Annotated in this window: 24 protein-coding genes; 13 read left to right on the top strand and 11 right to left on the bottom strand. The window is 63.6% G+C overall.

Translation table 11 applies throughout. The features are described 5' to 3' along the window. Window positions 1-4: 4 nt before the first annotated feature. From VWY34_RS07510 to VWY34_RS07530, 5 genes are all read right to left on the bottom strand, one after another. Complete coding sequence (locus tag VWY34_RS07510) at window positions 5-1,225, bottom strand: CynX/NimT family MFS transporter (RefSeq protein WP_416545086.1); 1,221 nt, start codon at window positions 1,223-1,225, stop codon at window positions 5-7. Between the two features lie 242 nt (window positions 1,226-1,467). Next, complete coding sequence (locus tag VWY34_RS07515) at window positions 1,468-1,944, bottom strand: fasciclin domain-containing protein (protein ID WP_416545088.1); 477 nt, start codon at window positions 1,942-1,944, stop codon at window positions 1,468-1,470. A gap of 218 nt (window positions 1,945-2,162) precedes the next feature. After that, entirely contained in the window at window positions 2,163-2,702 is a 540-nt protein-coding gene (locus VWY34_RS07520) for an adenine phosphoribosyltransferase (RefSeq protein WP_008563170.1), read from the bottom strand. Between the two features lie 244 nt (window positions 2,703-2,946). Beyond that, the gene (locus tag VWY34_RS07525; RefSeq protein WP_416545171.1) at window positions 2,947-3,807 is read right to left on the bottom strand and encodes an S-methyl-5'-thioadenosine phosphorylase; all 861 of its coding nucleotides are present in this window, start codon (window positions 3,805-3,807) and stop codon (window positions 2,947-2,949) included. A gap of 162 nt (window positions 3,808-3,969) precedes the next feature. Beyond that, the gene (locus VWY34_RS07530) at window positions 3,970-4,137 is read right to left on the bottom strand and encodes a hypothetical protein (RefSeq protein ID WP_416543175.1); all 168 of its coding nucleotides are present in this window, start codon (window positions 4,135-4,137) and stop codon (window positions 3,970-3,972) included. A 498-nt stretch (window positions 4,138-4,635) separates the two neighbouring features. Here VWY34_RS07530 and VWY34_RS07535 point away from each other — a divergent pair, with 498 nt between their 5' ends. Next, a complete protein-coding gene (locus VWY34_RS07535) occupies window positions 4,636-6,276 on the top strand; it encodes a SulP family inorganic anion transporter (protein ID WP_340544671.1) in 1,641 nt (546 codons plus the stop codon). Window positions 6,277-6,376: 100 nt separating this feature from the next. Here VWY34_RS07535 and VWY34_RS07540 read toward each other — a convergent pair whose 3' ends face one another. Together VWY34_RS07540 and VWY34_RS07545 are read right to left on the bottom strand one after the other, a co-directional pair. Then, window positions 6,377-7,018, bottom strand: a complete 642-nt coding sequence (locus tag VWY34_RS07540; RefSeq protein ID WP_416535777.1) for a CatB-related O-acetyltransferase — start codon at window positions 7,016-7,018, stop codon at window positions 6,377-6,379. 9 nt (window positions 7,019-7,027) lie between these two features. Then, window positions 7,028-7,633 carry a flavin reductase family protein gene (locus tag VWY34_RS07545; protein ID WP_416539343.1) on the bottom strand — a complete coding sequence of 202 codons (606 nt, stop codon included), beginning with the start codon at window positions 7,631-7,633 and terminating at the stop codon, window positions 7,028-7,030. 204 nt (window positions 7,634-7,837) lie between these two features. Here VWY34_RS07545 and VWY34_RS07550 point away from each other — a divergent pair, with 204 nt between their 5' ends. From VWY34_RS07550 to VWY34_RS07565, 4 genes are all read left to right on the top strand, one after another. Continuing rightward, window positions 7,838-8,347 carry a GNAT family N-acetyltransferase gene (locus tag VWY34_RS07550; protein ID WP_340546284.1) on the top strand — a complete coding sequence of 170 codons (510 nt, stop codon included), beginning with the start codon at window positions 7,838-7,840 and terminating at the stop codon, window positions 8,345-8,347. A 96-nt stretch (window positions 8,348-8,443) separates the two neighbouring features. Continuing rightward, complete coding sequence (locus VWY34_RS07555; RefSeq protein ID WP_340544674.1) at window positions 8,444-9,223, top strand: EcsC family protein; 780 nt, start codon at window positions 8,444-8,446, stop codon at window positions 9,221-9,223. Window positions 9,224-9,353: 130 nt separating this feature from the next. Continuing rightward, the gene (locus tag VWY34_RS07560) at window positions 9,354-9,887 is read left to right on the top strand and encodes a DUF1178 family protein (RefSeq protein WP_340544675.1); all 534 of its coding nucleotides are present in this window, start codon (window positions 9,354-9,356) and stop codon (window positions 9,885-9,887) included. Between the two features lie 13 nt (window positions 9,888-9,900). Continuing rightward, entirely contained in the window at window positions 9,901-10,542 is a 642-nt protein-coding gene (locus tag VWY34_RS07565; RefSeq protein ID WP_340544676.1) for an SDR family oxidoreductase, read from the top strand. A gap of 113 nt (window positions 10,543-10,655) precedes the next feature. Here VWY34_RS07565 and VWY34_RS07570 read toward each other — a convergent pair whose 3' ends face one another. Beyond that, a complete protein-coding gene (locus VWY34_RS07570) occupies window positions 10,656-12,446 on the bottom strand; it encodes a serine protease (RefSeq protein WP_416545090.1) in 1,791 nt (596 codons plus the stop codon). A 258-nt stretch (window positions 12,447-12,704) separates the two neighbouring features. Between VWY34_RS07570 and VWY34_RS07575 the strand changes: the two genes are divergently transcribed. The 8 genes from VWY34_RS07575 (at window position 12,705) to glmM (ending at window position 23,598) form a co-directional block, all read left to right on the top strand. Then, window positions 12,705-13,634: a glycine--tRNA ligase subunit alpha gene (locus VWY34_RS07575; protein ID WP_340544678.1), complete on the top strand. Its 930-nt coding sequence runs from the start codon at window positions 12,705-12,707 to the stop codon at window positions 13,632-13,634. 32 nt (window positions 13,635-13,666) lie between these two features. Further along, complete coding sequence (locus VWY34_RS07580; protein WP_416545092.1) at window positions 13,667-14,200, top strand: DUF6446 family protein; 534 nt, start codon at window positions 13,667-13,669, stop codon at window positions 14,198-14,200. 145 nt (window positions 14,201-14,345) lie between these two features. Further along, window positions 14,346-16,574: a glycine--tRNA ligase subunit beta gene (gene glyS / locus VWY34_RS07585; protein ID WP_416545094.1), complete on the top strand. Its 2,229-nt coding sequence runs from the start codon at window positions 14,346-14,348 to the stop codon at window positions 16,572-16,574. 193 nt (window positions 16,575-16,767) lie between these two features. Then, window positions 16,768-19,347, top strand: a complete 2,580-nt coding sequence (locus VWY34_RS07590) for a putative PEP-binding protein (protein WP_416535784.1) — start codon at window positions 16,768-16,770, stop codon at window positions 19,345-19,347. Window positions 19,348-19,482: 135 nt separating this feature from the next. Continuing rightward, complete coding sequence (locus VWY34_RS07595) at window positions 19,483-20,166, top strand: cell wall hydrolase (RefSeq protein WP_340546285.1); 684 nt, start codon at window positions 19,483-19,485, stop codon at window positions 20,164-20,166. Between the two features lie 151 nt (window positions 20,167-20,317). After that, a complete protein-coding gene (locus tag VWY34_RS07600) occupies window positions 20,318-21,238 on the top strand; it encodes a dihydroneopterin aldolase (RefSeq protein WP_340544682.1) in 921 nt (306 codons plus the stop codon). Further along, on the top strand, window positions 21,235-22,230 hold the full coding sequence (folP, locus tag VWY34_RS07605; protein ID WP_416543181.1) for a dihydropteroate synthase: 996 nt from the start codon (window positions 21,235-21,237) through the stop codon (window positions 22,228-22,230). The genes VWY34_RS07600 and folP overlap by 4 nt, the downstream gene beginning before the upstream one ends. Before the next feature lie 21 nt (window positions 22,231-22,251). Further along, complete coding sequence (gene glmM / locus VWY34_RS07610) at window positions 22,252-23,598, top strand: phosphoglucosamine mutase (RefSeq protein ID WP_416535785.1); 1,347 nt, start codon at window positions 22,252-22,254, stop codon at window positions 23,596-23,598. Window positions 23,599-23,715: 117 nt separating this feature from the next. Here glmM and VWY34_RS07615 read toward each other — a convergent pair whose 3' ends face one another. The 3 genes from VWY34_RS07615 to ilvC all read right to left on the bottom strand — a co-directional run bounded on the left by VWY34_RS07615 (window position 23,716) and on the right by ilvC (window position 26,747). Next, window positions 23,716-24,633 (bottom strand): DMT family transporter, encoded by a 918-nt coding sequence (locus tag VWY34_RS07615; protein WP_416535786.1) that lies wholly within the window; start codon window positions 24,631-24,633, stop codon window positions 23,716-23,718. A gap of 93 nt (window positions 24,634-24,726) precedes the next feature. Beyond that, window positions 24,727-25,635 (bottom strand): DMT family transporter, encoded by a 909-nt coding sequence (locus tag VWY34_RS07620; RefSeq protein ID WP_416535787.1) that lies wholly within the window; start codon window positions 25,633-25,635, stop codon window positions 24,727-24,729. Window positions 25,636-25,724: 89 nt separating this feature from the next. Continuing rightward, on the bottom strand, window positions 25,725-26,747 hold the full coding sequence (ilvC, locus tag VWY34_RS07625) for a ketol-acid reductoisomerase (RefSeq protein ID WP_340544688.1): 1,023 nt from the start codon (window positions 26,745-26,747) through the stop codon (window positions 25,725-25,727). Window positions 26,748-26,859: the final 112 nt, after the last annotated feature.

Consider the following 26,859-nt stretch of genomic DNA (forward strand, 5'->3'; position numbering starts at 1 on the left):
GTCGTTAGGCCGGTTGCATCCGGGGCCGCGCCGGTCGGCTGCGCATCAGCAGCAGCACCATGATCGCGATGTTGAGCCCGTTCCACAGGATCCCGTTCACAAAGGCCAGCTGATAGGACCCGCTGACGTCGTAGATCCAGCCGGACATCCAGCCTCCCAGCGCCATGCCGAGGATGGTCATCATCATTACGAAACCAACTCGCGTTCCGGCTTCCTCCGGGGGCATGTATTCCCGCACCACCAGCGCATAGCTGGGAACGATCCCGCCCTGCGCCAGGCCAAAGATGGCGCTGACCAGATAAAGCGAGACCATGCCGTCATAGGGCAGGTATAGAAACAGCGCGATACATTGCAGGATGGAGCCCACCAGCAGCGTGCGTACGCCGCCGAACCGATCCGCGACCAGCCCCGAAATCACCCGGCTGACCACGCCGCCCAGCAGCATCAGCGACAGCATCTCGGCGCCCACCGTGGGGCCGTAGCCCAGCCCGACGCAATAGGCCACGATATGGACCTGCGGCATCGACATGGCGACGCAGCAGCCAACACCGGCTAGACCCAAAACCCACTGGAGCTGGCGCGGCGAGAGCCCCGCCCGGGCCGCGTTGCTGGCGGATGCGGCTGCGCTGTGGCCCAGGGCGTCCACCGGGATGCGCCGCCGCAGCACCACGGACAAAGGCACGACCACCAGCAGCGTGACCATTGCCAATGTGGCGTAAACGCTGCGCCAGCCGCTTTCGGCCAGCATATCGGCAAGGGCGGTCGGCCAGATCGCCCCGGAGAGGTAGTTGCCACTGGCCACCAGCGCCACCGCGATGCCGCGCCGCCGCTGGAACCAATGCGAAATATCGGCGATCAGCGGACCAAACCCCGCTGCCGTGCCAAGCCCCAGAAACAGATGCGCCGCCGACAGCCAGAGCATATCCGGCGCCAGCATCGCCAGCCCGTAGCTCACCGCACTGAGCGCCGCCGCCGCGCAGAGCGCCAGCGTGATGCCAAACCGGTCTACCAGACGGCCAATCACCAGATTGCCAACGGCAAAGCCGATCATCGTCAATGTATAGGGAAGCGACGCCGCCGCACGGCCTGCGCCAAACTCGGCTTCGACCGCAGGCATCACCACGATCACCGCCCACATGCCGACATTTGCGACGGTGGCAATGGCCAGCGTCACCAGAAGTCTGGTCCAGGAGTAGCGGCTGTCGAGGATTGCGGATGTAGACATGTCGGCACGCTAGGAGACGCGCCGACATGCTGCAACGATAATAACGCCTGTTACCGGGGGAGAGAGGCCTAAAGGCTGCTATCGTTTCAAAGGGTCTCGGCAGCGACGTCTCGGGCCGCCGCTGCCGATGGTGGCGCCGAGGCATCCCGCGATCCGAAAGGAAAAAGATCGCCGGGCTGCGTTCACGCCACCTGTGGGTGGTGGCCGCGCGAACCGCTTCGCTGGCCGACCCACCCGTAGGCTCAGGGCATGATCACGGTATCAATGACGTGAATGACGCCGTTTTCAGCCTCGATATCGGCGGTCACCACCTTGGCCTCATCGACCATCACGCCGCTGTCCAGATCAATGGTGATTTCGCTGCCCTGAACGGTGGCGGCCTTCATGTCATCGACCAGATCACCGGACATCACCTTGCCTGGCACCACGTGGTAGGTCAGGATCTCGATCAGCTTGTCCTTGTTTTCAGGCTTCAGCAGTTCTTCGACGGTGCCCTCGGGCAGGGCGGCAAAGGCGGCATCGGTCGGGGCAAACACGGTGAAGGGACCGTTGCCTTTCAGGGTGTCGACCAGGCCAGCAGCTTCAACTGCGGCGATCAGGGTCGAGAAATCACCGGCACCCGCAGCCGTGTCAACGATGTCCTTTGCGTGACCACCGGCAAAAGCCGAGGTGGTCAGGGCGAGCGAGGCGGCGGCGGTCAGAAGTGTCTTGCGGATCATGAGTACAGTCCTCTGTCTGGGTTACCTGCCTGTGTCGGCATTGACGGTATTACGGCGAGGTCTGCGGTTTGGATCTGGCGGGTTTCCGCCACCTGCATGTTGACAAGAAAAGCGCGCCGCCTAAGCCGCGCGCTTTTAGAATTTCCACTCACAATTATGTGATTGAACGCTGGGTGCTCTTTGCAATTTAGGGGTGATCCAACCCTATTTGCAGAGGCTCAGGCGCCTTCGAATTCGCAGAGCACGGTGACATCCATGCCCAGATCTTCGAGCACCTTGCGGCCGCCAAGCTCCGGCAGGTCGATGATGAAGGCACAGGAGACGATCTCACCGCCGAGCCGCTCGATCAGCTTGATGCCCGCCGCCGCAGTGCCGCCGGTGGCCAGAAGGTCATCGACCACCAGAACCTTCTCTCCGGGCTGAATCGCGTCGTCATGGATCTCCATGATCGCCTCGCCATATTCCAGCTTGTACTCCTGGCTGATGGTGGTGCCGGGCAGCTTGCCCTTCTTGCGGATCGGCACAAAACCGACGCTCAGCTGGTGGGCGATGGCGCCACCAAGGATGAAACCGCGCGCTTCAAGCCCGACAACCTTGTCGATCTGCTCGCCCGCATAGGGGTGCAGCATCTGGTCGATTGCCATGCGAAACCCGCGCGGATCGGCAAACAGCGTGGTGACATCGCGGAACATGATGCCCTCATGGGGGAAATCCACGATGGTGCGGATGTAGTCTTTGACAGCAGTCTTGCGGGCCATGGGGTGTCCCCTTTTTGGTCGTCTGGAATGGGTCGTCTGATCTCTGGCGCCTGCGGCCCCTAGCGGGCGACGCGACCAATGATATGTCGCTGATGCTCTTGGCGCAGGCAAGGGGGCGGATGGGGTGGCTGCTCTCAACCGGCGCGGCTGTGGCCTTTCGGAACCAGCGGCGGAGGCGCTAATCAACCGTTACCAGACCGGGCGGTCGGTATGCCGAGGCCGCCTCGGCGGCCCCGGCAGCCGGTCAGCCCAGAACCCGTGCGGCAACCGCATCCAGTTTGGCCAGAAGCGCGGCATCGCGTTTTTCCGGCGCTGTCATGATGGCATGTTCCAGCGCGCGGTCGCAGCCATGCGGGCAGGCCTCGCGGGTCGCCCCCAGCAGCGCAGGCAGCCGCTGCACCAGCGCACGGCCCTTGGCGGAATTGCCGGTCAGGGTGGCGATGATGTCGGTGATTTCCACCGCGCCATGATCCGGGTGCCAGCTGTCGAAATCCGTCACCATGGCGATGGAAGCGTAGCAAAGCTCAGCCTCGCGGGCGAGCTTGGCCTCCGGCATATTGGTCATGCCGATCACGTCGCAGCCCCAGCTGCGGTACATCTTGCTTTCGGCCATGGAGGAGAACTGCGGCCCTTCCATACAGAGATAGGTGCCGCCGCGATGCACAGTGATGCCCGCGTCCCGCGCCGCGGTCTCTGCCGCATCGGACAGCCGCTCGCAGGTCGGATGGGCCACGCTGACATGCGCCACGCAGCCGGTGCCGAAGAAGCTCTTGTCGCGCGCGAAGGTGCGGTCGATGAACTGATCGACAATGACAAAATCCCCCGGCGCCATCTCCTCGCGGAAGGAGCCGCAGGCGGAGATCGAAAACACATCCGTGACGCCGAGCCGTTTCAGCGCGTCGATATTGGCCCGATAGGGCACTTCGGTCGGCGAATGCACATGGCCGCGCCCGTGGCGGGGCAGGAAGGCCATTTTCACACCATCGAGGTTGCCGGTCAGGATCTGATCCGAGGGCGCCCCCCAGGGCGTCTCAACCGAGACCCATTCTGCGTTTTGCAGCCCGTCGATGTCATAGAGGCCCGAGCCGCCGATGACGGCAATCATTGTTTCCTGTGTCACGTGTTCTGTCCCCTGAAGCTGGTCCTTGTCGTTCTGCCCGAGGAGGCCCCGGTTTGACAAGCGCGACGGGGGATTTGATTGCTGCCGCCCTGTAGGCGGTAGCAAGGCCTTCGGCGAGAGTATTTGGAGAAAGATGACAGGCGGGCGCTATTCGCGCCGGATGATCCCGGTCAAAGCCGCCGCGCCAAGGGCGGTGACGATCCAGCCTGCAAAGGTGAAGATCCAGCGTGCCCACCACAGGATCACACCCGCCGGGCCACGGGTGGTGGAGGGTGCCCAGGCCTCGGTCTGGCCGAAGTCGATGATCGGAACCACGACGTCGGCGGCATAGGCGATCGCTGAGAAGCTTTCCCAGTCGCGGCCGGGAATTTTGTGATCACTTCAATGACCGGCGGGCTTCGCAGATCGCTCACCGCGGATGTGAGGGTTCAGATCGCACATAACACGATCTGGTGAAGCTCGAGAGCTGGCGGCGATGCGCTTTTCATCTGCTGGGGAAAGCTCGCCTTCCTGCATCGTCCTTAAATCCGTTATCTTGTTGGCGCCTTGCATCACATATTCTCCAATTCCAATGATGAGAACCGTCCGATGGATTGTGGGACAATCAAAGCGAGGCGAGCGGTAAGACCTTAACAACCGCTTAAGTTTAATGTCAGCAGCGCTGCCGCAATGTTTCGCGTGCGAAACATTTGGACAGGAGGGCTGACCCATTGGGCGCTGAGCGGGCGGTAACGGGGGCTGCCCTTGCCCCACTGGCGGAATTCCGCTAGGGGCGGGCGCTAACGATACCCTTTCCCGATCACAGGTGACCCCATGACCCGCGGCATAATGGCGACGCTCGCCAAACAGATTTCACCGCCCAATCTCTCCATCATGCAGGACGAGGGCTTTACCGTGGGCCGTGTGCGCACCGAATTGCTGTCGGGCCTGACCGTGGCGCTGGCGCTGGTGCCGGAGGCGGTCGCCTTTGCCTTTGTGGCGGGGGTGCACCCGCTGGTCGGGCTTTATGCGGCCTTTATGGTCGGGTTGATCACGGCTGTCTTTGGCGGCAGGCCCGGGATGATCTCCGGCGCGACGGGGGCGCTGGCGGTGGTGATGGTGGCGCTGGTGGCCCAGCATGGGGTCGAATACCTCTTTGCCACGGTGGTGCTGATGGGGATCTTGCAGATCTTTGCCGGTGTCATGCACTGGGGGAAATTCATCCGGCTGGTGCCGCATCCGGTGATGCTGGGGTTTGTGAACGGGCTGGCGATTGTGATTTTCCTGGCGCAGCTCACGCAGTTCAAGGACCCGGACAATACCGAGGCCTGGCTGGCAGGGTCGCAGCTGATCATGATGCTGGGGCTGGTGGGGCTGACCATGCTGATCATCTGGGGCACACCCAAGATCACCGCCATCGTTCCGGCGCCGCTGGCCGGGATCGGCATCGTGGCGGCGCTGGTGATCGCGCTGGGCATTGACGTGCCGACGGTGGGCGATATGGCCTCGATCAAGGGCAGTTTCCCCTCCTTCCACAATCCGTTTGGCACGGGTGAAGGCCTTTACGGCACAGCGCTGGCACCCTTCACGCTGGAGACGCTGTGGATCATTCTGCCCTATGCGGTGATCCTCGCGGCGATCGGCCTGATCGAGAGCCTGCTGACGCTGAACCTGGTTGGTGAAATCACCGGCAAGCGGGGCGGGGCAAGCCAGGAATGTATCGCGCAGGGGGCCTCCAACGTGGTCACAGGCTTCTTTGGCGGCATGGGCGGCTGTGCGATGATCGGCCAGTCGATGATCAACGTGAAATCCGGCGGTCGGACGCGGATTGCGGGCATTGCTGCGGCGCTGTTCCTGCTGGCGTTTATCGTGGTGGCCTCGCCGCTGATCGAGCAGATCCCGCTGGCGGCGCTGGTGGGCGTGATGTTCATGGTGGTGATCGGCACATTTGCCTGGAACAGCTTCAAGGTGATGACCAAAGTGCCCATGATGGACGCCTTTGTCATTGTGCTGGTGACCGTGGTGACGGTGATGACCGACCTTGCGATTGCGGTGGTTGTGGGCGTGATCGTCTCGGCGCTGGCCTATGCCTGGAACAACGCCCGCCGCATCCACGCCTATACCCGCGAATCCGCGACCGACAAGGGCGCCAAGGTCTATGAGATCGAGGGGCCGCTGTTCTTTGGCTCGACCGACGGGTTCATCGAGCTGTTCGATGTGGCGAATGACCCGGATCATGTGATCGTGGACTTTGCCCGCAGCCGGGTGGTGGATCAGTCGGCGCTACAGGCGATCGAGGCGCTGGCGGGCAAGTATGAGGCCGAGGGCAAGGCGCTGGTGCTGCGGCATCTGAGCCGCGATTGTCATCAGCTTCTGACCAAGGCCGGGCATCTGATGGTCGATAGCGACGATGACCCTGACTATGCGCTGGCGGTGGACTACTCGGTCAAGACCGGGATCCTGGGTGGCCACTAAGCTGTCCCGTGGCATCTGAAAGAAGAAACCCGCGACACCATCGGCGTCGCGGGTTTTCTCGTTTTACGGTGATTGAACGGCGCTCTTGGGCAAAGCTTGGTCAGTCAGGTGCCAGGGTCTCCAGCATGTCGAGGTCACCGGACAAGAGCGCAGGTTCAGCGCGCGAGATCAGGTCGGCGGGCCAGTCCCACCATTTCAGACCAAGCAGGCGCGCGATCTGCGGTTTGGTGAAGCGGTAGCTGTGGACGGTGCCGGGGTTACCGGTCACGATGGCGTAGGGCGGGATTGACCCGCGCACCACCGCACCGGCACCGATGATGGCGCCATCCCCGATCCGCGCCCCCGGCAGGATCATCGCGCCATAGCCGATCCAGACATCATTGCCGATCACCGTGTCGCGGGTATCGGGCTGAAATCCGGTCATCTGCGTCTGATCGAACACCGGGAAAGGATAGCAGCTGAGCCCGTCCTGCGCGTGATTGGCAGAGGCGGTGATGATGCGCACGCCCTCGGCGATCTGGCAGAATCTGCCGATCACCACCCGCTCGCGCGATCCGGCAAAGAGATAGGGCGCCAGACGGCTGGCCCAGTCCGACGGCGGTTCAAAGGCGGAGGCATAGGTGAAGGCGCCGATGGAGAAATTCGGGTGATCAATCGCCTCCGACAGCATCACCGTGCCGGCATGGGCGCTGCCATCGGGCAGGGTGATCGGATGGCGTTTCTTTGGGTCGGGTAACGGCATTTCTGGGCCTCATTCATCCGGGCGGGTGAGGGAAAACAGATCCCGCACCACAGAGTAGTCACGGTAGCCAAGGCGCGCCAGCGGCTGGAAGCGGGTCACATCGAAAGTCCCGTCGATCAGGCAGCTGTCGTCGAGATGGACGCCGACCACCTCGCCAAAGACCACCTTGTTGGCGGCGCCGGGAAGGGTCACGATCTGCGTCAGGCGGCATTCCAGCGCAGCCGGGGCGGCGGCGACACGACCGCAGGGAATGGTTTCGCAGGCGGCCATCTCCAGACCCGCGTGGGCAAATTCATCCACCCCCTTGGGCAGGGCTGCGGAACTGGCGTTCATTGCATCCCGCAGCGCGTAGGAGACAACATTGACGCAGAACACGCCGGTTTCGGCGATATTGGCCACGCTGTCCTTGGTGCCGTCCTGATCGTCCTTGGCCGAGGTGGAGGCAAACATCACCTGCGGCGGTTCATAGGCGACGGCATTGAAGAAGGAATAGGGCGCCAGATTGTTGGTGCCATCGGCCGCACGGGTGGAAATCCAGCCAATGGGGCGCGGGGTGACAATGGCGTTGAACGGGTTGTGCGGCAGCCCGTGGCCGCTCTCGGGTCGGTAGAACATATGCTGGTCTCCAAGTCTGAGCCGGAGCGGTAGCCTGCTGGTATTGCTTGCGGATCCGGCTGCCGGGGTTTGCCCAAGGCTTACGCCCGTGTTAGGGCGATGACCAGCCTGCGTGAAGAGTTTGCAGCGCGCTGTGGGGCAAATCCCTCGGTGGTGCTGGGCTGGTCAGCGGGCGGTGACGGCGACGGGCGTGGAGGCGGGCGCGTGATTGAGTTGAAGGCAGAGCAGCCCGAGGACCGCTGGGAGGTCGAGGCGCTATATGACCTGTGCTTTGCGCCCGGTCGCGAGGCGCTGTCGTCCTATCGTTTGCGCGACGACGTGCCGCCGGTCAGCGGGCTGAGCCAGGTGGCGCGCGATCAGGGCGGTATTCTGGCCGGGGCGATCCGCTTCTGGCCGGTGCGGATTGGTGAGGCGGGCCTGCCGGCGCTGCTGCTGGGGCCGGTGGCGGTTCACCCGACCCATCAGGGCGAGGGACTGGGCGGCGCCCTGATCCGCGACAGTCTGGCCAAGGCGGAGGAGCGCGGCTGGAGCAGGGTGCTGCTGGTGGGCGATGCGCCGTATTACCGGCGCTTTGGGTTTTCGCTGCTGCCCGCGGTCGAGATGCCGCCGCCGACCAACCCGGAGCGGGTTCTGGGTCTGGATCTGGCGGCTGGCGGCTGGGCCGATGTGCGCGGCAGGGTTCTGCGCTGGAGTGGGCCGCAGATCCCCGGCTGATCGGGGCTGATCGGGGTGGATCGCAGGCGCAGGTTACCGAGATCTTGAAATACGGGCCGGGAAGACAAACATTTTTTTGGCAACATGAGGTATGCCATGACCGAGATCCTGACCCCTGATACTGCCCTGACCACGCCGCTGGACGCTGCTGCCGTGGAGGCGGAGCTGGAGGCGCTGGCCAAGCGTTACCGCGCCGCCGGTGGGCTGGGCATCCAGATCCTGAACCTGCTGGGCGGCTCGGTTGACGGGCTACTGGACAAATTGCCTGCGCCGGTGCGGAGCCGGTTGAACGGCGCCACCGAGCAGGCGCTGCAACTGGCGATGCAGGGGGCCAGCGGATCGCGCCGGGTGGTGCCGGATCAGCCGGCGGCGGTCAACCGCGCGGTCAGCGCCGCGATGGGCGCGGCGGGTGGCATGGGCGGTTTGCCCGGAGCATTGGTCGAGCTGCCCGCAACCACGGCCTTCCTGCTGCGCAGTATTCAGGGGGTGGCGGCCGAAGAGGGCTTTGACCCGGAGGCCGAGGGCGTGCGCTTTGACTGTATCCGGGTGTTCGCTGCTGCCGGTCCGCTGGCGGCGGATGATGGCGCGGATCTGGGGTTCCTGTCACTGCGGCTGGGGCTGACCGGGGGGGCGGTGCAGAAACTGATCGCGCAGGTGGCACCCCGTTTCAGCATGGTTTTGGGCCAGAAGCTGGCCGCGCAGACACTGCCGGTGCTGGGGGCCGTGGCCGGGGCCACGACCAATTTCGTCTATTCGGGCTATTATCAGGAAATGGCGCGGGTCCATTTTGGTCTGCGTCGTCTGGCGGTGGCGGCGGATCAGCCACATGAGACATTGGTTGCGCGCCTGCAGGACCGGTTGCTGGCACCACGGTAGCAACCCGCCCCCCGAAGGCGGTTGCCGATCTGCGGCGGTCTGATGTGGAACACCGGCAGCGGGCGCTTCTGCCCTTGCACTTGTGGGGATTGCAGATTTAATCATCCCCTCCTGATGAAGAGTGATGACGATGATACAATACGCTCTGAAATGCGCTGAAGGACACAGTTTTGACAGCTGGTTCCAGTCGGCAGCCGCTTTTGACAAGCTGGCAGCGGCGGGGATGGTGGCCTGTGCGCAATGTGGATCCAGTCAGGTGGAAAAGGCAATCATGGCGCCCCGCGTGCGCCCCGGCCGTACGGCGGTTTCGCCGGTCGGTGAGGCAGAGCTGCGTGCCGCTGCGGGGGCTGTCGCGCCGCAGCAACCTGCACCACAGGCGGCTGGAGCGCCGGGCGCGCTGCGCGCGGTTCCACCCGGTGCGGGGGCGCTGAGCACCCCATCGGGAGAGCTGGAGGCTGCGGTGGCGGAGCTGCGGCGCAAGGTTGAGAAGAATTCAGATTACGTCGGTAAGGATTTCGCCAATGAGGCGCGCGCCATGCACCTTGGTGATGCGCCGGAGCGGGCGATCCACGGTGAGGCCCGGCCGGAAGAGGCGCGGGCGCTGATCGAGGAGGGCGTGCCGGTGCTGCCGCTGCCCTTCCTGCCCAATAGAAAAACCAATTGAAGGAAGAGCATGTATGCATGTCGTCGTGACAGGAACCAGCCGGGGCATTGGCCGCGAATTGGTCGCGAAGCTGCGGGAGGATGGTCACGAGGTGACGGGCACGTCGCGCGATCATTCCTCCGGTGTGCGGCTGGATGTGACCGATCCCGGCCAGCAGGCGCGGTTTGCCGCCCAGCTGAAGGGGCGACCGGTTGACCTGCTGGTGTGCAACGCCGGTGTCTATCTCGATAAATCAATGGCGCTGGAGGATTACTCTGCCGAGGTCTGGGGCAAGACGCTGGCCGCCAATGTCACTGGGGTCTTTTTGACGGTGCAGGCGCTGTTGCCGAACCTGCGGCTGGCGGCGGATCCGAAGATCGCGATCATTTCGTCACAGATGGCGAGCCATGCCCGTGCGCCCGGCGGCAGCTATGCCTATCGCGCGTCAAAGGCGGCAGCGCTCAATATCGGGCGCAATCTGGCGACGGATCTGCTGCCGGAGGGCATCGCCGTCGGGATCTATCATCCGGGCTGGGTGCGGACGGATATGGGCGGCGAAGAGGGCGACATCTCGGTGCAGGAATCCGTCGCCGGGCTGCTGCATGAGTTTGACGTGCTGAGCACGGAAACCACGGGCTGTTTTCACACCTGGGATGGCCGCATCCACGCCTATTGAGCGTGTGAGTAAAGATCGGCTGAACAGATCGGCGCGGAAACGAATAAGGCCGGAGCATTCGCTCCGGCCTTATTTGGTTTGCAAAGCCCCGCAGGGCGGTGGCTGGCCGTGGCTCAGTCCCAGCAGCTGACCAGAACGGTCATGCCGCTGGCCTGACGGGTCAGCGCCCCGACCGGCAGGGCGGTCGCCTCAGCGCTGGCGTCAGAGGCGGTGACCCCGGCGCTGCTCAGGGCGGCGCGCAGGGTATCGGCATTTGCCGCAAAACTGACCCCTTCTGGCAGCTGGGTGGCGCCTTTGGTCTGGCTCAGCAACATGCCCTGCACGGCGCCATCGGTGGTCAGCACCGGGCCGCCCGCATCGCCCGGCTGGCTGCTGAGTTGCAGACGCGAGACACCGGGGTTGCCGGACAGATCCTTTACATCCTGCAAGCTGCCCCAGCTGAGGCTGGGGGCGCCGAGGACGCCCTCGTAAGAGAAGCCGGAAACCGCGATATCGGACTGAAGACGGGCGGAGGCGCTGGCCAGTTTGGCGACGGCCATCGGGGCCAGCGCCTCAACCGGGCGCAGCACGGCGATGCCGGTGGCGGTGTCGGTATAGGCGACCTCGGCCTGGTAGTCGTGATCCAGTGTCACCCGGGTGCAGCCTGCAACCACATCGGCGGTGGTCGCCACGCTGCCCTTGGCATCGACATAGAAGCCGGAGCGCGACAGGCGCGGCTTGCGCACGTCAAGGCCCGAGATCAGATCGACATTCTGCGGGGCATCGGCACCGGCGGCGGGATCCAGAACGCCGTCGATGCGTTCGAAGCTGGCCGACATCGCTGCCAGCACGCGGGCGCGCCGCTCGTCGTCACCGGTCGGCCAGACCAGCGTGAAGCCCTTGATTTCGCCATTGGCGAGCCGGGCCTCGGTATAGGAGACGATGCCATTGCCGCGGCCTTCCAGGGTGAAGCTGTCGCCGCTGCGCTGGCGCGGACCGTCCAGAGGGACGATCTCCAGCGTCTGCATGATGTCGTAGAGACCGTAGAGCGTGCGCCGGTCACCGGGCTGGCTGATCAGCAGCAGCTGCGCGCCGAGATCGCCGCTGCTCTTGAACAGGGCAAAGGGAGATTCGTAGCGATCGAAGGTCACTTCACCTGCGGGGATCTGCATCGAAATCCCGGCTTTGGTATCGGTGAGGGGGGCCATGCCAACCGAAATCAGCGGCGCGTTATATTCATCCATCAGCGCCTGACGCTGGGCGGTGGTCAGCACACCGGTGGGCGCGTAGCCGCGGGCCGACTGCCAGTCCGACATGGAGCCACGCGTGCCGCGACCAAAGGCGCCGTCGATGTTGGAAGTATAGAAACCGGCGGCCTTGAGCGCGATTTGCAGATCCATGCGTTCTTCACGGGTGAGACGGGATTCGCTGCGGCGCGCCTCAGCCGGGGTCTCATCGGGGAGCACGGTTTCGACCGGTTCCGCCGGGGCCTGGGTCACCACTGCGGGGTCGATCGGCTCCAGAACCGGGCTTTCGACGGTGGCCTGTGGTTCGGTATTGGCGGTGGCGGCTGTCGGGTAGAACTGATTGCCGAGGTTGCTGCTTAACGCGATGAAGCTGTCGCGCGGGATCTGCCGTTCGGCGCGGTAGACCTGAAGCACCCGGTCGGCATCGCTGCGGGTATAGGGGCCAAGCAGAATGCCATACCAGCCACCGCCAAGCGAGAAGCCGGAGACATCGGGCAGCCGCGCGGCAAATTCCTGCGCTTCGGCCTGGGCTTCGCGCAGGGAGGCGCGGGCGGCAACCTGGATCCAGACCGTCTCCTGCGCGGATTGTTGGGTGCCGGTCTGGGCGGTGGCAACACCTGTAAAGGCGGATGCCAGCGCCATCAGGGACAGTGCCAGCGTAGCAATCAAACTCTTCATCAAAAGGCCTCTATCGGGGTGATCGGTCGTTGGCGCGCACATAACCACTTTCGCGCCGCGAAGGGAACTCCTCTTCGCAGGGGGAAAACCCGGCGGATGGCGCCAAATTCGGCTGATGTGGCCTCAGGGACGCGCTGGAGGGCGGGGGCTGCGTGTTTCAGCGGGGCCGGAGCCGCTGAGGCTGCGATGCGCCGTTGACCCTGCGCCGGGGCTTGCATAGGAAGAACCCCGGATTTGCTGCCCCCATAGGGAAGAAACATGACCGACACCAAAGGCGCTCCGCGCTCGTTCCAAGAGATCATTCTGCGGCTTCAGACGTACTGGGCCTCCAAAGGCTGTGCCATTATGCAGCCCTACGACATGGAAGTCGGCGCGGGCACCTTTCACCCCGCGACCACGCTGCGCGCGCTGGGCAGCAAGGCCTGGGCGGCCGCCTATGTGCAGCCGTCGCGCCGTCCGACCGATGGCCGCTATGGTGAGAACCCGAACCGGTTGCAGCACTACTACCAGTATCAGGTGCTGATCAAACCCTCGCCGCCGAACCTGCAGGAGCTGTATCTGGGCAGCCTCGAGGCGATCGGCGTCGATATGGACATGCACGACATTCGTTTTGTCGAGGACGACTGGGAAAGCCCGACGCTCGGCGCCTGGGGCCTGGGCTGGGAGGTCTGGTGCGACGGTATGGAAGTCAGCCAGTTCACCTATTTCCAGCAGGTCGGCGGCTACGATTGTCACCCGGTATCGGGCGAGCTGACCTATGGTCTGGAACGTCTGGCGATGTATATTCTGGGCGTCGATCACGTGATGGACATGCCGTTCAACGACCCGGACGCGCTGATCCCGCTGAGCTATGGCGATGTGTTCAAGCAGACCGAGGAAGAATACGCCCGCTGGAACTTTGACGTGGCCAATACCGAGGTACTGCTGCGCCATTTCGAGGAGGCCGAGGCCGAATGCGCCGCGATCCTCGCGCAGGAGCATATCGACCCCAAGACCGGCAAACGCATCATCATGGCCCATCCGGCCTATGACCAGTGCATCAAGGCCAGCCATGTCTTCAACCTGCTCGATGCGCGCGGCGTCATTTCTGTCACCGAGCGGCAGGCCTATATCGGCCGGGTGCGCGCGCTTGCCAAGCAATGCGCCGATGCCTTTGTGCAGACCGAAGCCGGCGGTCACGCAGCGTAACCCGAGGCTGATTGCCAATAGGAGTCCACGGTATGGGCAAGTTCCTTTCGCTGATCCTGATTTGCTCCGGCCTCGCGGCTGGGGCGGCGATGTATTACCTGCAGGTCTACGGCTTTTACGAGGATGTCGAGCTGGAGCCGGGCAAGGACGTGATGCTGACGCCGCTTGGTGGTGGCGCAGCGCTGCCGATCCGCTACAGTGGCTTTGAGGCGATCGACGCGGAGAGTTCTCCCATTCGCTATCGCGCCTGTTTCGCTACCGATCTGAAACCCGAAGAGCTGGCGCAACTGTTTGTGCTGTCGGATCACAAAGAGCCGCGCAATGCGCCGGGCTGGTTTGACTGTTTTGATGCCGAAGCCATTGGTCAGGCGCTGGCCGAGGGACGCGCCGAAAGCTTTCTGTCGGTCAAGAATATCTCTTACGGGGTGGACCGCATCGTAGCGATCACCGACGCAGGGCGCGGCTATGTCTGGCATGAGCTGAACGATTGCGGCCAGAAAGCCTATGACGGCACGGTTGTGGGCGAGGAATGCCCGCCCCGGCCAGAGGCGGTCGGAGGCGAATGATGCTTGCCTTTCTGAAGAGTACCGCCCCTCTGGGGCGGCGCAATAGCGCCACCCCGCGGGACGGCGCAGCCCTTCGTTCAGAAGCGGCTCCGTTCCGTCAACACGTATTTTCCGCGCCGCGCGCGGCCATCCGTAAGGACATCTGATGCCTGATCTTCTGATTGAACTGTTTTCCGAGGAAATTCCGGCCCGTATGCAGGCGCGTGCGGCGGAGGATCTGAAAAAGCGCGTGACCGATGGTCTGGTCGAAGCGGGGCTGACCTATGCCGGTGCCCATGCGCTATCGACGCCGCGCCGTCTGACGCTGGCGCTTGAGGGGCTGCTGGAGCACTCCCCGACAGTGCGCGAGGAGCGCAAGGGGCCGAAAGTGGGCGCGCCGGACAAGGCCATCGAAGGCTTCCTGCGCGGTGCGGGCCTCACACGCGAGCAGCTGGAAGAGCGCGACACCCCGAAGGGCGCAGTCTATTTTGCGCTGATCGAAAAGCCGGGGCGCCCGGCGGCAGAGATCATTGCAGAGGTGCTGGAAGACACCATCCGCAATTTCCCCTGGCCGAAGTCCATGCGCTGGGGATCGGGCGCCCTGCGCTGGGTGCGCCCGCTGCATTCGATCCTCTGTCTCCTGTCCAAGGAGGATGGCGCCGAGGTTGTGCCGCTGGAGATCGACGGGATTGCATCGGGCAAGACCACATTTGGCCACCGTTTCATGGCGCCGGATCAGATCACCGTATCCAGCTTTGACGATTATGCCGCCAAGCTGAAGCGGGCGCATGTGGTGCTGGATCCGGCCGAGCGGGAAGCGGCCATCTGGCAGGAGGCGACCAATCAGGCCTTTGCCAGCGGGTTGGAGGTTGTCGAGGACAAGGGTCTTCTGGCCGAGGTCGCTGGTCTGGTGGAATGGCCGGTGGTGCTGATGGGGGCCATCGACGATGAATTCCTGGCGCTGCCGCCGGAGGTCTTGCAGACCTCGATGAAGGAACATCAGAAGTTTTTCTCGGTGCGCAATCCGAAGACCGGGCGGATCGAGAAATTCATCACCGTCGCCAACCGCGAGACCGCCGACAATGGCGCGACCATTCTGGCGGGCAACCAAAAAGTTCTGTCGGCACGGCTGGCGGATGCGAAGTTCTTCTGGGAGAATGATCTGCGCACGGTGACCGAGCAGGGGTTTGAGCCCTGGGTTGCGAAGCTGGGCAATGTGACCTTCCACAACAAGCTGGGCACGCAGGCGGCGCGGATTGACCGTATTGCCGCGCTGGCCCGCGAGATCGCGCCGGTTGTCGGCGCCGATGCCGATCTGGCAGAGCAGGCCGCACGGGTGGCAAAGGCCGATCTGAGTTCCGAAATGGTCTATGAGTTCCCGGAATTGCAGGGCCTGATGGGGCGCTACTACGCGGAGGCGGCTGGCCTACCGCAAGAGGTGGCCAATGCCTGCGAGGCGCATTATTCGCCGCTTGGCCCGTCGGATGATGTGCCATCCGAGCCGGTCTCGGTTGCCGTGGCGCTGGCCGATAAACTGGACACGCTGACCGGGTTCTGGGCGATTGATGAAAAACCCACCGGCTCCAAAGACCCCTTTGCCCTGCGCCGCGCCGCGCTGGGGGTGATCCGGCTGGTGCTGGACAATGATGTGCGGATGCGGCTGGACGGCGCAATTGATGCCCATCTGCTGCGCCATGAAATGGCCCAGAACGGTGGTGACCCGGTTGCTACGGGGCTGATGCAGGACATGCTGAACGAGATCGCCGATCACGGTGTCTTTGGTTCTGCCGTGCGCACGGTGCTGGATGCCTTTGACGGGGATCTGCCCAAACATATCGAGCGGCTGAAGACGCAGCTGCCGGATGTGTCGCGTGACCTCCTCTCCTTCTTCCACGACCGGCTCAAGGTGTTCCTGCGTGATCAGGGCATCCGTCATGACGTGATCGACGCCTGCATCGCGATGGAGGGCAACGATGACCTCACGCTGCTGGTGAAACGCGCCCGTGCGCTGGAGGAGTTCATGGCCTCCGAGGATGGCGAGAACCTGTTGCAGGGCTTCAAACGGGCCAACAATATCCTGGCGCAGGCCGAGGAGAAGGATGGCGTAGAATATTCCTACGGCGCGGATAAGAAATTCGCCGAGGATGACAGCGAAGTGGCCCTGTTCGACGCGCTGGCGCAGAGCGAGGGGGCGATCTCTTCGGCCATCGAGGCCGAAGATTTCGCGGCTGCCATGGGCAGCATGGCCGCATTGCGCGCCCCGGTGGATGCGTTTTTTGAAGCGGTGCAGGTCAATTCCGACAATGAGGTGGTGCGCCGCAACCGCCTGAACCTGCTGAGCCAGATCCGCAAGGTCTGCGGGCAGGTCGCCGACCTGACCCGGATCGAGGGCTGAGACCCCCGCAGGGCCGTGATCTGACCGCGCAGTCCGGGCAGTCCGGCAGGCAAAACAACGAGAAACCGGGGTGATCGCAGGGTCGTCCCGGTTTTCTCCTTTTGGTCCACGTGCTTTTCCTTGCGGGAATGGACGACAGGGCTATGCTGCATAGCAAAGGAAAGGCGCCGCAGTGCAGAAAAATGATCGAGACATGGCTCGTGCCCCACAGGATGAGACGCCGGATTTTGTGCTGATCACGCCGGTGGCGCCCATTGCCAATCACACCCATGGCGGGCGGGCGAAATGCCTGCAACGTCTGGTGCGGTTGGATCTGCCGGTGCCGCGCACCGTGGCGCTGTCGTTTCAGGCGGTGCACGGGATCGCCCAAGGCGAGATGCCCGATATGGCGGCGATTGTTGACGCCTTTCCGTCGGATGCGCTGCTCTGTGTGCGCCCGTCGTCACAGGATCCCGATTGGGGCGGCCCCGGTGCGATCCTCAACATCGGCATGAATGATGCGCGCTATGTCGACCTTTGCGACAGTCTTGGGCGCGACGGGGCGGCGGCCTTGTATCTGCGGTTTGTGCAATCTTATGCGGTGCATGTGGCGCGGCTGGACCCGGATGTCTTTGACGATGTGGAGGACGGTGGGCCGGATGCGCTGAGCGAGGTTCTGCACGCCTATGAGGCGGAGACCGATGAGCCGTTTCCACAGGATCCGGCGGAGCAGCTGGCGGCGGTGTTGCGGTCGATGGCGCGGGCCTGGGAAGGCACCTCGGCCCGACTGTTGCGGCAGGCCAAGGGCGCGCCTGCGGATGCCGGGCTGGGTCTGGTGGTGCAGGAGATGGTGCCGGGCTTTGGTCAGGGCGAATGCGGTTCGGGTGTGTTGCAGCTGGTCAATACCAAGACCGGTGAGCCGCAGATCACCGGGCGGTACCTGAGCCAGAGCCAGGGGCGCGATGCGCTGGGGGCGGGGGCAGAGGCGCTGTATCTGGAGCGTGACCCGCGCGGGCCATCGCTGGAGGAATCGGCGCCCGAGGCCTTTGCCGATCTGAAATCCCATGCCCGGCTGATGCGACAGCGTCTGCGCGAAGAGATGCAGGTTGAATTTGTGATCGTGAGCGGCGCGGTGCATATCCTGGACGGGGTGCGGGTCACCCGGTCGGCACAGGCGGCGGTGCGGATCGCGGTGGCGCTGGCCGAGGATGGCATTATCCCGCGGCAGGAAGCGGTGATGCGGGTCGACGCGCATATTCTGACCGAGCTGCTGCACCGGCAGGTGGCGCCGGGGGCGACCCGTGATGTGATCGGAAAGGGCATTGCCGCCAGCCCCGGTGCCGCCACCGGGCGGCTGGTGTTTACCGCTGCGGAGGCGCAGGCCAGTGCGGCGCGCGGTGAGCCCTGCATTCTGGTGCGGCGCGAAACCTCGCCCGAGGATGTGCGGGGTATGCACGCGGCGGTCGGGGTGCTGACGGAGCGCGGCGGGATCACCAGCCATGCGGCGGTGATCGGTCGCGGCCTCGGGCTGCCATGTATCGTCGGGGCCTCTAACCTGAAGTTCCACAGTCGGCGCAAGCAGCTGGTGGCCCAGGGCGACCGGGTGTTCAGCCGTGGCGATATCATCACCATCGACGGCAGCAGTGGCGAGGTGCTGGCGGGCGAACCGGAGATGCTGGAGGCGGCGGAGGACGGCGCCTTTCAGACCCTTCTCACCTGGGCCGATGAGGTGCGCGATATCGACATCCGCGCCAATGCCGACACGCCGGAGGATGCCGAGACCGCGCGCAAGTTCAACGCGCAGGGGATCGGCCTGTGCCGGACCGAGCATATGTTCTTTGATCCCGGCCGGTTGACGGTGATGCGGGAGATGATCTTTGCCGAGACCTCGGAGGGGCGGGCTGCGGTGCTGGCGCGGTTGCTGCCGATGCAGCGGGAGGATTTCTTTGCGCTGTTTCGCATCATGGAAGGGCTGCCGGTCTGTATCCGGCTGTTCGACCCGCCGCTGCATGAATTCCTGCCGACCTCCAAAACCGGGCAGCGGGAGCTTTCGGAAGCCTTGGGTATCCCGGTGAGCGATGTGACCCGCCGGGTCGAGGAGATGGAGGAATACAACCCCATGCTGGGCCTGCGCGGCGTGCGGCTGGGGGTGACGGTGCCGGAAATCTACGACATGCAGGCACGGGCGATTTTCGAGGCCACTCTGGATGCCTCCAAGGAGGGCGATCCGGTGGTGCCGGAGATCATGATCCCGCTGGTCTCGGCCAAACGTGAGGTGGAGCTGGTGAAGGCGCGCATTGATGCCGTCGCGCTGGCGGTGAAGGCCGAGCGTGGCGAGGATTTCACCTATCGTCTGGGGGTCATGGTGGAGACCCCGCGTGCGGCCCTGCGCGCGGGTGAGATTTCGCCGCATACCTCGTTCCTCAGCTTCGGGACCAACGACCTTACCCAGATGACCTATGGCATGTCGCGGGACGATGCGGGGCGGTTTATGTCGGCCTATGTCAATCAGGGCGTCTTTCCAGAGGATCCGTTCCACGTGCTGGATACAGACGGGGTCGGCGAGCTGCTGAAACTGGGGGTTCAGCGGGGCCGTGCAGAGAACCCGCAGATCACGCTGTCGATCTGTGGCGAGCATGGCGGCAACCCCGAATCGATTGCGTTCTGTCGCGAAGCCGGGTTCGATTACGTCTCCTGTTCCCCGTTTCGGGTGCCCGTTGCACGGCTTGCTGCGGCGCAATTGGCGATTTCCAGCCAAACCGGAGATTCACCACGCGAATCTCTAAAATCGTAAAGAAAACAAGGGGCTTTCGCAGGGGCAGCAGAAAGCAGCGGATTGGCGCTTAACCAAGGGGCAGCGGGGTGCGCTGTCCCGTCGCTGGACGTTTGGAGGGATTTCCACTAGGAGGTGCGATCGCGTGACGTTGGGATGGCCGTGCGCGATCTGTCTAGTGGGGATGCCCTTATGAAGATTCTGACTGTAGCTGCCGTGTTTGCTGCCGCCTTGGCAGCGGCCAAAGATGTATATGCGGATTCCGGTTTGGACGCGCTGTTCGAACGTGAGCAATCCACCCTGAACGCCGTGCCGACCGGGCGTTTGAACAATTTCTTCAACTTCAACCGCTCGGCCAAGAAGGCCAAGGCGACCGAAGTGAAATTCACCAAGGCATGGCTGGACACCATTCCGGCCGCCAAGGGGGGCGAGAATTTTGCCTGCCTGGCCGAAGCGCTGTACTTCGAGGCGCGCGGTGAAACCGTGAAGGGCCAGTTCGCCGTCGCCGAGGTGATTATGAACCGCGTGAAATCCTCGCAGTTCCCTGACAGCCTGTGCGGCGTGATCAACCAGGGGACCGGGCGCAAGTATCAGTGCCAGTTCACCTACACATGCGACGGCCATAAGGAAGTGATCCGCGAGAAAACCGCATTTGAGCGGGTCTCCAAAGTGGCCCGTCTGGTGATGGATGGGGCGATCACCGGGATCACCGATGGCGCGACCTATTACCATACCACAGCGGTGCGTCCGCGCTGGAGCAAGAGCTTTACCAAGACCGCGCGGATCGGCGTCCATCTCTTTTACCGCGATGATCGTTTTCGGACTGCGCTCAACAACTAAGGCGTGTCAGGGGGCGGGTGCTTGCCGTGGTTGAAACCCTGGCAGCGCCGTTTTCGGCCACTGGTATGGCGCATGAAGGCCTGTTATGCGGGCGCGGCATGTTTATGCTGGAACCTCACCGCCAGATAGCCAGTTCAGGGGCTCGACCGTCATGTCTTCAGAAATTCGTCTCGCATTTGCGCATCCTTCCGAACGGTCGGAGGCCACTGCAGCGCGCGGACCGCTGGATCGGATTTCGCTCAGGGATCACATCGTCGAGGTGGAAATCGGCGCCTTTCAGGCAGAACGCGGAACCACCCAGCGCATCTGCTTCAATGTGGTTGTCGAAGTTGCGCCGCTGCCTGCGGATCTGGATGATGATGTCGACCGCATCCTGTCGTATGACCGGGTGACAGAGGCGATTGCGCGTGAGCTGTCCGAAGAACGTCTGAACCTGCTGGAAACCCTGGCGGAGCGCGTGGCCGAGCGGATCCTGCTGGAACCGCAGGCCGTGCGGGCCTTTGTGCGGATTGAGAAACTGGATCGCGGGCCGGGGGCGCTGGGTGTGGAAATCGTGCGCGCCCGCAATCAGGTCGCGACCGGTGTCGACAGTGAAGAGCGCCCGCATCCGCGGCTGATGTATTTGTCCAACCGTGCCATCGACAGTGACCACCTGACCGGCTGGATCGACCAGATGCAGTGCCGCAAGCGTCCGTTGATCCTCTGTGTTGGGGCGCATGAGCTGGCCACGCCGCAGACCGGTCACAAATGGACCCAGCGCCGGATTGATCTGCTGGCGATTGAACAGAACGCCTGGCGGCTCGCGGCAAAGGATGATCGCTGCGTCGTCGTTTCGACGCGAACGGAGCTGGACTGGGCCATGAAAAACGGGCAGATTTGCGTCTGGGCTCCGTCAAAAATCGTTTTGGATGCGGTAGATGGCCCTTCGGCGGCGCCCTCTGACGCGGTGGCGCTGGCTGCCTGGTTCGCCGCCACATTCGAGGCCGGCGAGATGATCGTGATTGGCGCCGCACTGCCTGGCAATCCGGGGGTGCCGCTGCGCGCCGTGGATGTGGAGCAGACCCAACTGTGAGTTATTACCGACCGCTGGTACAACATGGGGACAATCGCCCCGAGGGGGCGTTGTCGCTGATCAGTGGCGGGCTCTGGTTTACCCAGGTGGAAGTGCTGGAGCGCGGCGCGCCACCGCGGCTGATGCCTGCCGGTCTGCTGCCCGAGGATGTGCGCCACCGGCTGACGGCGCGGCGGGCAACGATTGCCGGGCTGGATATGACGCAGCCGCAGATCATGGGCATCCTGAATGTGACCCCTGACAGTTTCTCGGATGGCGGGCAGCATGATGAGGTCAGCGCCGCCTGTGCGGCGGCTTTGCAGATGGTTGCCGATGGGGCAAGCATCATCGACGTTGGCGGAGAATCCACCCGCCCCGGTGCCGCGCTGGTCCCCGAAGATGAGGAGATCCGCCGCACCGCTCCGGTGATTGAAGCGATCCGCGCCCGTTCGCAGGTGCCGATCTCCATTGATACGCGCAAGGCGGTCGTTCTGGCCGAGGCGCTGGATGCCGGAGCGAGCCTGACCAACGACGTGTCGGGATTTACCTTTGATCCGGCTCTGGCACCCTTGACTGCGCAGGCCGGGGTTCCTGCTTGTATCATGCACGCCCAGGGCGACCCGGCGACGATGCAGGAAGATCCGACCTATGAGAACGTCCTGCTGGATGTCTATGATTTCCTGAAGGGGCAGATCGACCGGCTGGAAGATATCGGGGTGGTGCGGGAGCAGATCGTGGTTGATCCGGGCATCGGGTTTGGCAAGACGCTGGACCACAATCTGACCCTGTTGCGCAATCTCAGCCTGTTCCATGGGTTGGGCTGTCCAATCCTGCTGGGGGTGTCGCGCAAGGGCTTTATCGGCAAGCTGGGCCATGAGCCGGATGCTGCCGCCCGCGCGCCGGGCTCTATCGCGGTAGGGCTTGCAGCCCTGGCCCAAGGCGTGCAATTCCTGCGGGTGCATGATGTTGCCGAGACGGCGCAGGCGGTTCGCCTGTGGCAGGCCGTCCGATAAGACCCGACCGAAAGGGCTGATATGCGCAAGTTTTTTGGCACGGATGGCGTGCGTGGCACGGCCAATATCCATCCTATGACAGCGGACATGGCGCTGCGCATTGGCGCGGCTGTTGGCCGGTACTTCCGCCGCGACGCCTCCGGGGTGCACCGTGTGGTGATTGGCAAGGACACCCGCCTGTCGGGCTACATGTTCGAAAGCGCACTGACCGCGGGGCTGACGTCGACCGGTATGAATGTGCTGCTGCTTGGCCCGGTGCCGACACCGGCGGTGGGGCTGATGACCCGCTCGATGCGCGCCGATCTTGGCGTGATGATCTCGGCCAGCCACAATCCGGCGGCGGATAATGGGATCAAGTTCTTTGGACCGGATGGTTTCAAACTGTCCGATACCGTCGAAATGGAACTGGAAGCTCTGATCGAGGCCGGTGTCGAACCCGCGCAGGCGCAGAATATCGGGCGTGCGAAACGGATTGATGACGCACGGTTCCGCTACGGTGAGCGGGTCAAAAGCTCGCTGCCCCGCGATATCCGGCTGGACGGGCTGAAGGTGGTGATTGATTGCGCCAATGGGGCTGCCCACCGGGCTGCGCCGGAAATCCTGTGGGAGCTGGGCGCCGATGTGATACCGGTGGGTGTTTCACCCGATGGCACCAATATCAACCGCGATTGTGGCTCTACTCATCCGGGGACCGCGGCGGAGACCGTTGTGGCCCATGGCGCCCATGTGGGGATCTGTCTTGACGGGGATGCCGACCGGGTGATCCTGATCGACGAGACCGGAAAAGTGGCGGATGGCGATCAGCTGATGGCGCTGCTGGCGACCCGCTGGGCCGAGGATGACCTTCTGTCCGGCAAGGCTCTGGTGGCGACGGTGATGTCCAATCTGGGGCTTGAGCGGCACCTCGACGCGCGCGGGATCGGGCTTGAGCGGACGGCAGTTGGTGATCGCTATGTCGTGGAACGGATGCGCGAAGGCGGCTTCAACCTCGGCGGCGAGCAGTCCGGCCATATTGTCATGTCGGATTACGCGACCACCGGGGACGGGCTGATGGCAGGGCTGCATTTTCTTGCGGAGATGATCCGCTCCGACAGCCCGGCATCGCAGCTGGCGCAGCAGTTCACCCCGGTGCCGCAGCTGCTGAAGAATGTCCGATTTGCCGCCGGGCAGACACCGCTGGAAACAGATCAGGTGCAGAGCGCGATCCAGAGCGCCGAAGCCTCTCTTGCGGGGCAGGGACGTCTGCTGATCCGCAAGTCAGGCACCGAACCGCTGGTTAGGGTCATGGCCGAATGCGAAGATGCTGCCGTGCTGAGAGAGGCGGTGAATAGCGTGGTTGCTGCGGTTGAGGCGGCTGTGGCTGAATAGTCCGGTCGTCGGACATGCCCTGTGACAGGGCTTGTTACATTACAGGGCTTGTGACAGGCCGATGGACAGCTGAGATGGACCCGCTACCCGTGACCGGGTGGCGGGTTTTGCCTTGTCTCAGGGCCGCAGCTTGCGCGGGGAGCCAAACAATCGCCGCAACGCACCGAACTGGCTGATGCCCAGACCGCCGAGGATCAGGGCCATCGCCAGCAGCATGGAGGGAGGAAGTTCCTCGCCCAGAAATATGGCCCCCAGAACCACCGCCCAGACCGGAACCTGATAGTTGGTCAGTGTCATGAAGGTGGGGCCTGCTTCACGAACGACAATGACCCGCAGCAGATTGGCAGCGGCGGTGGGGATCAGGCCCAGAACCGCTGCAATGCCCAGGATTTGCATGTCCGGGATCACCGGTGGTCCCTCCAGCAGCCAGGCCGCAGGCAGGGTCACGGCAGAACCGATGATGAGCAGGATGGCGGCCAGCCCCAGCGGATCCACTGGCGGCAGGCGCCGGGTCAGGATGGAGCTGACCGAATAGCAGGCGGCGGCGGACAGGCAGGCGGCCCGGCCATAGCCCTCCAATGCGGTGCCGGTGCTCTGAAACGCCTTGCTGCCGATCAGGACCGCGACCCCGACAAAGCCGATGGAAAACCCGATCAGGCGGCGCAGGGTCATCTGCTCTCCCGGCACAAAGACATGCGCCAAGGGCAGCACCATCAGCGGAATCGCCGCCATGCTGACGCCGGTAAATCCAGAGGAGACATGCTGCTGGCCCCATGAAATCAGCATGAAGGGCAGCGCGGTGCTGAGGACGCCGATGATCACCAGCGATGGCCAGTTGGTCTCATCCTTGAACAGCCTGAACCCGCGCAGACCCCAGATCGCGGTCAGCAGCAAAGCTGCAAACCCGATGCGGCTGGCCGCGAGCCAGAACGGCGTCGTGCCCGTCAGGGCCAGCTTGATCAGCAGGAATGTCCCACCCCAGACAAAGCCCAGGGTGGCGATCATCAGCCAGTAGCGCGGAGCGATATCGGGCATCGCGATCTCCCTTTGTGGTGTCGCGCGACAAGACCCCGACGGAGTGGCCGGGTCAATCGCAATTGCTTTGTCCGCTATCGAACGATTTGCGGTTCAGGCCATGCGCGGGCGGCGGCTGCGGCTGAGGAGCAGGCCGCCGAGGATCAGCGCCAGCGCGGCAAACAGCTGCGGTGGCAGGGTTTCCCCCAGCAGCGCCGCACCAAAGATCACCGACCAGACCGGCACCTGATAGTTCACGGTGGACAGGAATGCCGGGCCTGCGCTGCGGGCGACCTGCACCAGCAGCACCTGGGCGAGCGCGGTGGGCAAGAGGCCGAGGTAGATCACGGCGCCCAGTGGCAGGGGGGCGGGCAGCTCTGGCAGCCCTTCGACCCAAAGCGCGGCCGGCACCATCATTGTGGCTCCGCACAGGAGGGTTGCTGCCGAGAGCGAGAGCATATTCACCTGTGGGCAGAGCCGGGTGATGATCGCACCGATCGCATAACAGAGCGAGGCCCCAAGGCAGGCGAGGCGGGCCAGCGATTCAAAATCCGTTCCGGCAGAGCGGAGGGCGTCGAGCCCGATCAGCACCACCACACCGGCAAAGCCGATCAGGAAGCTGATGCTGCGGCGCAGGGTCATATGCTCTCCCGGCACCAGAAAATGCGCCAGCGGCAGCACAAACAGCGGCACCACCGCCATGCAGACCCCGGCAAAGCCGCTGGCCACAAAAGTCTGCCCCCAGCTAAGCAGGGTGAAGGGCAGCGCATTGGTAAAGAGCCCCATGCCAGCCGCGCAGGCCCAGATGATGCGGCCGTCGCGGTTGCGCAGGGTGGGCAGGCCGATTCCCATGGCGTAGACAGCCGCCAGCAGACAGGCTGCACCGATGGAGATCCTGAGCGCGGCAATGGTCAGCGGCGCAAAGCCCCTGAGCGCCAGTGACACCGCCATGAAGGAGGCGCCCCAGATCACACCTAGGAACAACAGCTTGGCCCAATTGGCGGCACCGGGGGAGTCTGGCATCGGATCACCTCAGTGAAATAAATGAAAAAGGGCGCCCCAAACAGGAGCGCCCCGGAGAGCTAGGGTGTGCGAGCAGTCTCGCGGGCGCCTTAGTTCTTCTCTTTGTCGACCATCTTGCCTGCGGAAATCCAAGGCATCATGTCGCGAAGCTTGCCGCCGACCACTTCGATCTGGTGCTCGTCGTTGGCACGACGCGACGCTTTGATGGTGGGCTGGCCCACAGCGTTTTCCAGCATGAAGTCGCGCACGAATTTGCCCTGCTGGATGTCTGTCAGCACGTCCTTCATGGCTTTTTTGGTCTGCTCGTAGGGCAGGATGCGCGGGCCGGTGACATACTGGCCGTATTCCGCGGTGTTGGAGATCGAGTAATCCATGTTGGCAATGCCGCCTTCATAGATCAGGTCAACGATCAGCTTGGTTTCGTGCAGGCACTCGAAATAGGCCATCTCGGGTGCGTAACCGGCTTCGACCAGAGTTTCGAACCCGCAACGGATCAGCTCGACGATGCCGCCGCAGAGAACCGCCTGCTCGCCGAACAGGTCGGTTTCGCATTCTTCGCGGAAGTTGGTTTCGATGATGCCGGAGCGGCCGCCACCGATGGCAGAGCAATAGGACAGGCCGATTTCCAGCGCTTTGCCGGTGGCGTCGGTGTCAACAGCCACCAGGCAGGGCACGCCGCCGCCTTTGGTGTATTCACCGCGCACGGTGTGGCCGGGGCCTTTGGGGGCCATCATGATGACGTCGACGCCTTCTTTCGGCTCGATCAGGCCGAAGTGCACGTTCAGGCCGTGGGCAAACGCGATCGCGGCACCCGGACGGATGTTGTCGTGGACGTATTTCTTGTAGGTTTCTGCCTGCAGTTCGTCGGGCATGGTGAACATGATCACGTCACACCAGGCCGCCGCTTCTGCGATACCCATCACCTGCAGGCCTTCGCCTTCGGCTTTCTTCGCGGAAGGGGAGCCTTCGCGCAGGGCGACGACAAGGTTCTTGGCGCCGCTGTCGCGCAGGTTCAGCGCGTGGGCGTGGCCCTGAGAGCCATAGCCCAGGATGGCCACTTTCTTGTCCTTGATCAGGTTAACGTCGCAATCGCGGTCATAGTATACACGCATGATCATCGTCCTTTTGGTTCGTGTTTGGATGCAGCATAGGCATGTTTTCAATAAAGGAGAGGCGTATCTGGCGCGAAAATCTGCAAATTATTGCAATGGTCATTCGTGTGTT

Source organism: Phaeobacter sp. JH20_02 (assembly GCF_048056915.1).
Lineage (GTDB): Bacteria > Pseudomonadota > Alphaproteobacteria > Rhodobacterales > Rhodobacteraceae > Phaeobacter > Phaeobacter bryozoorum.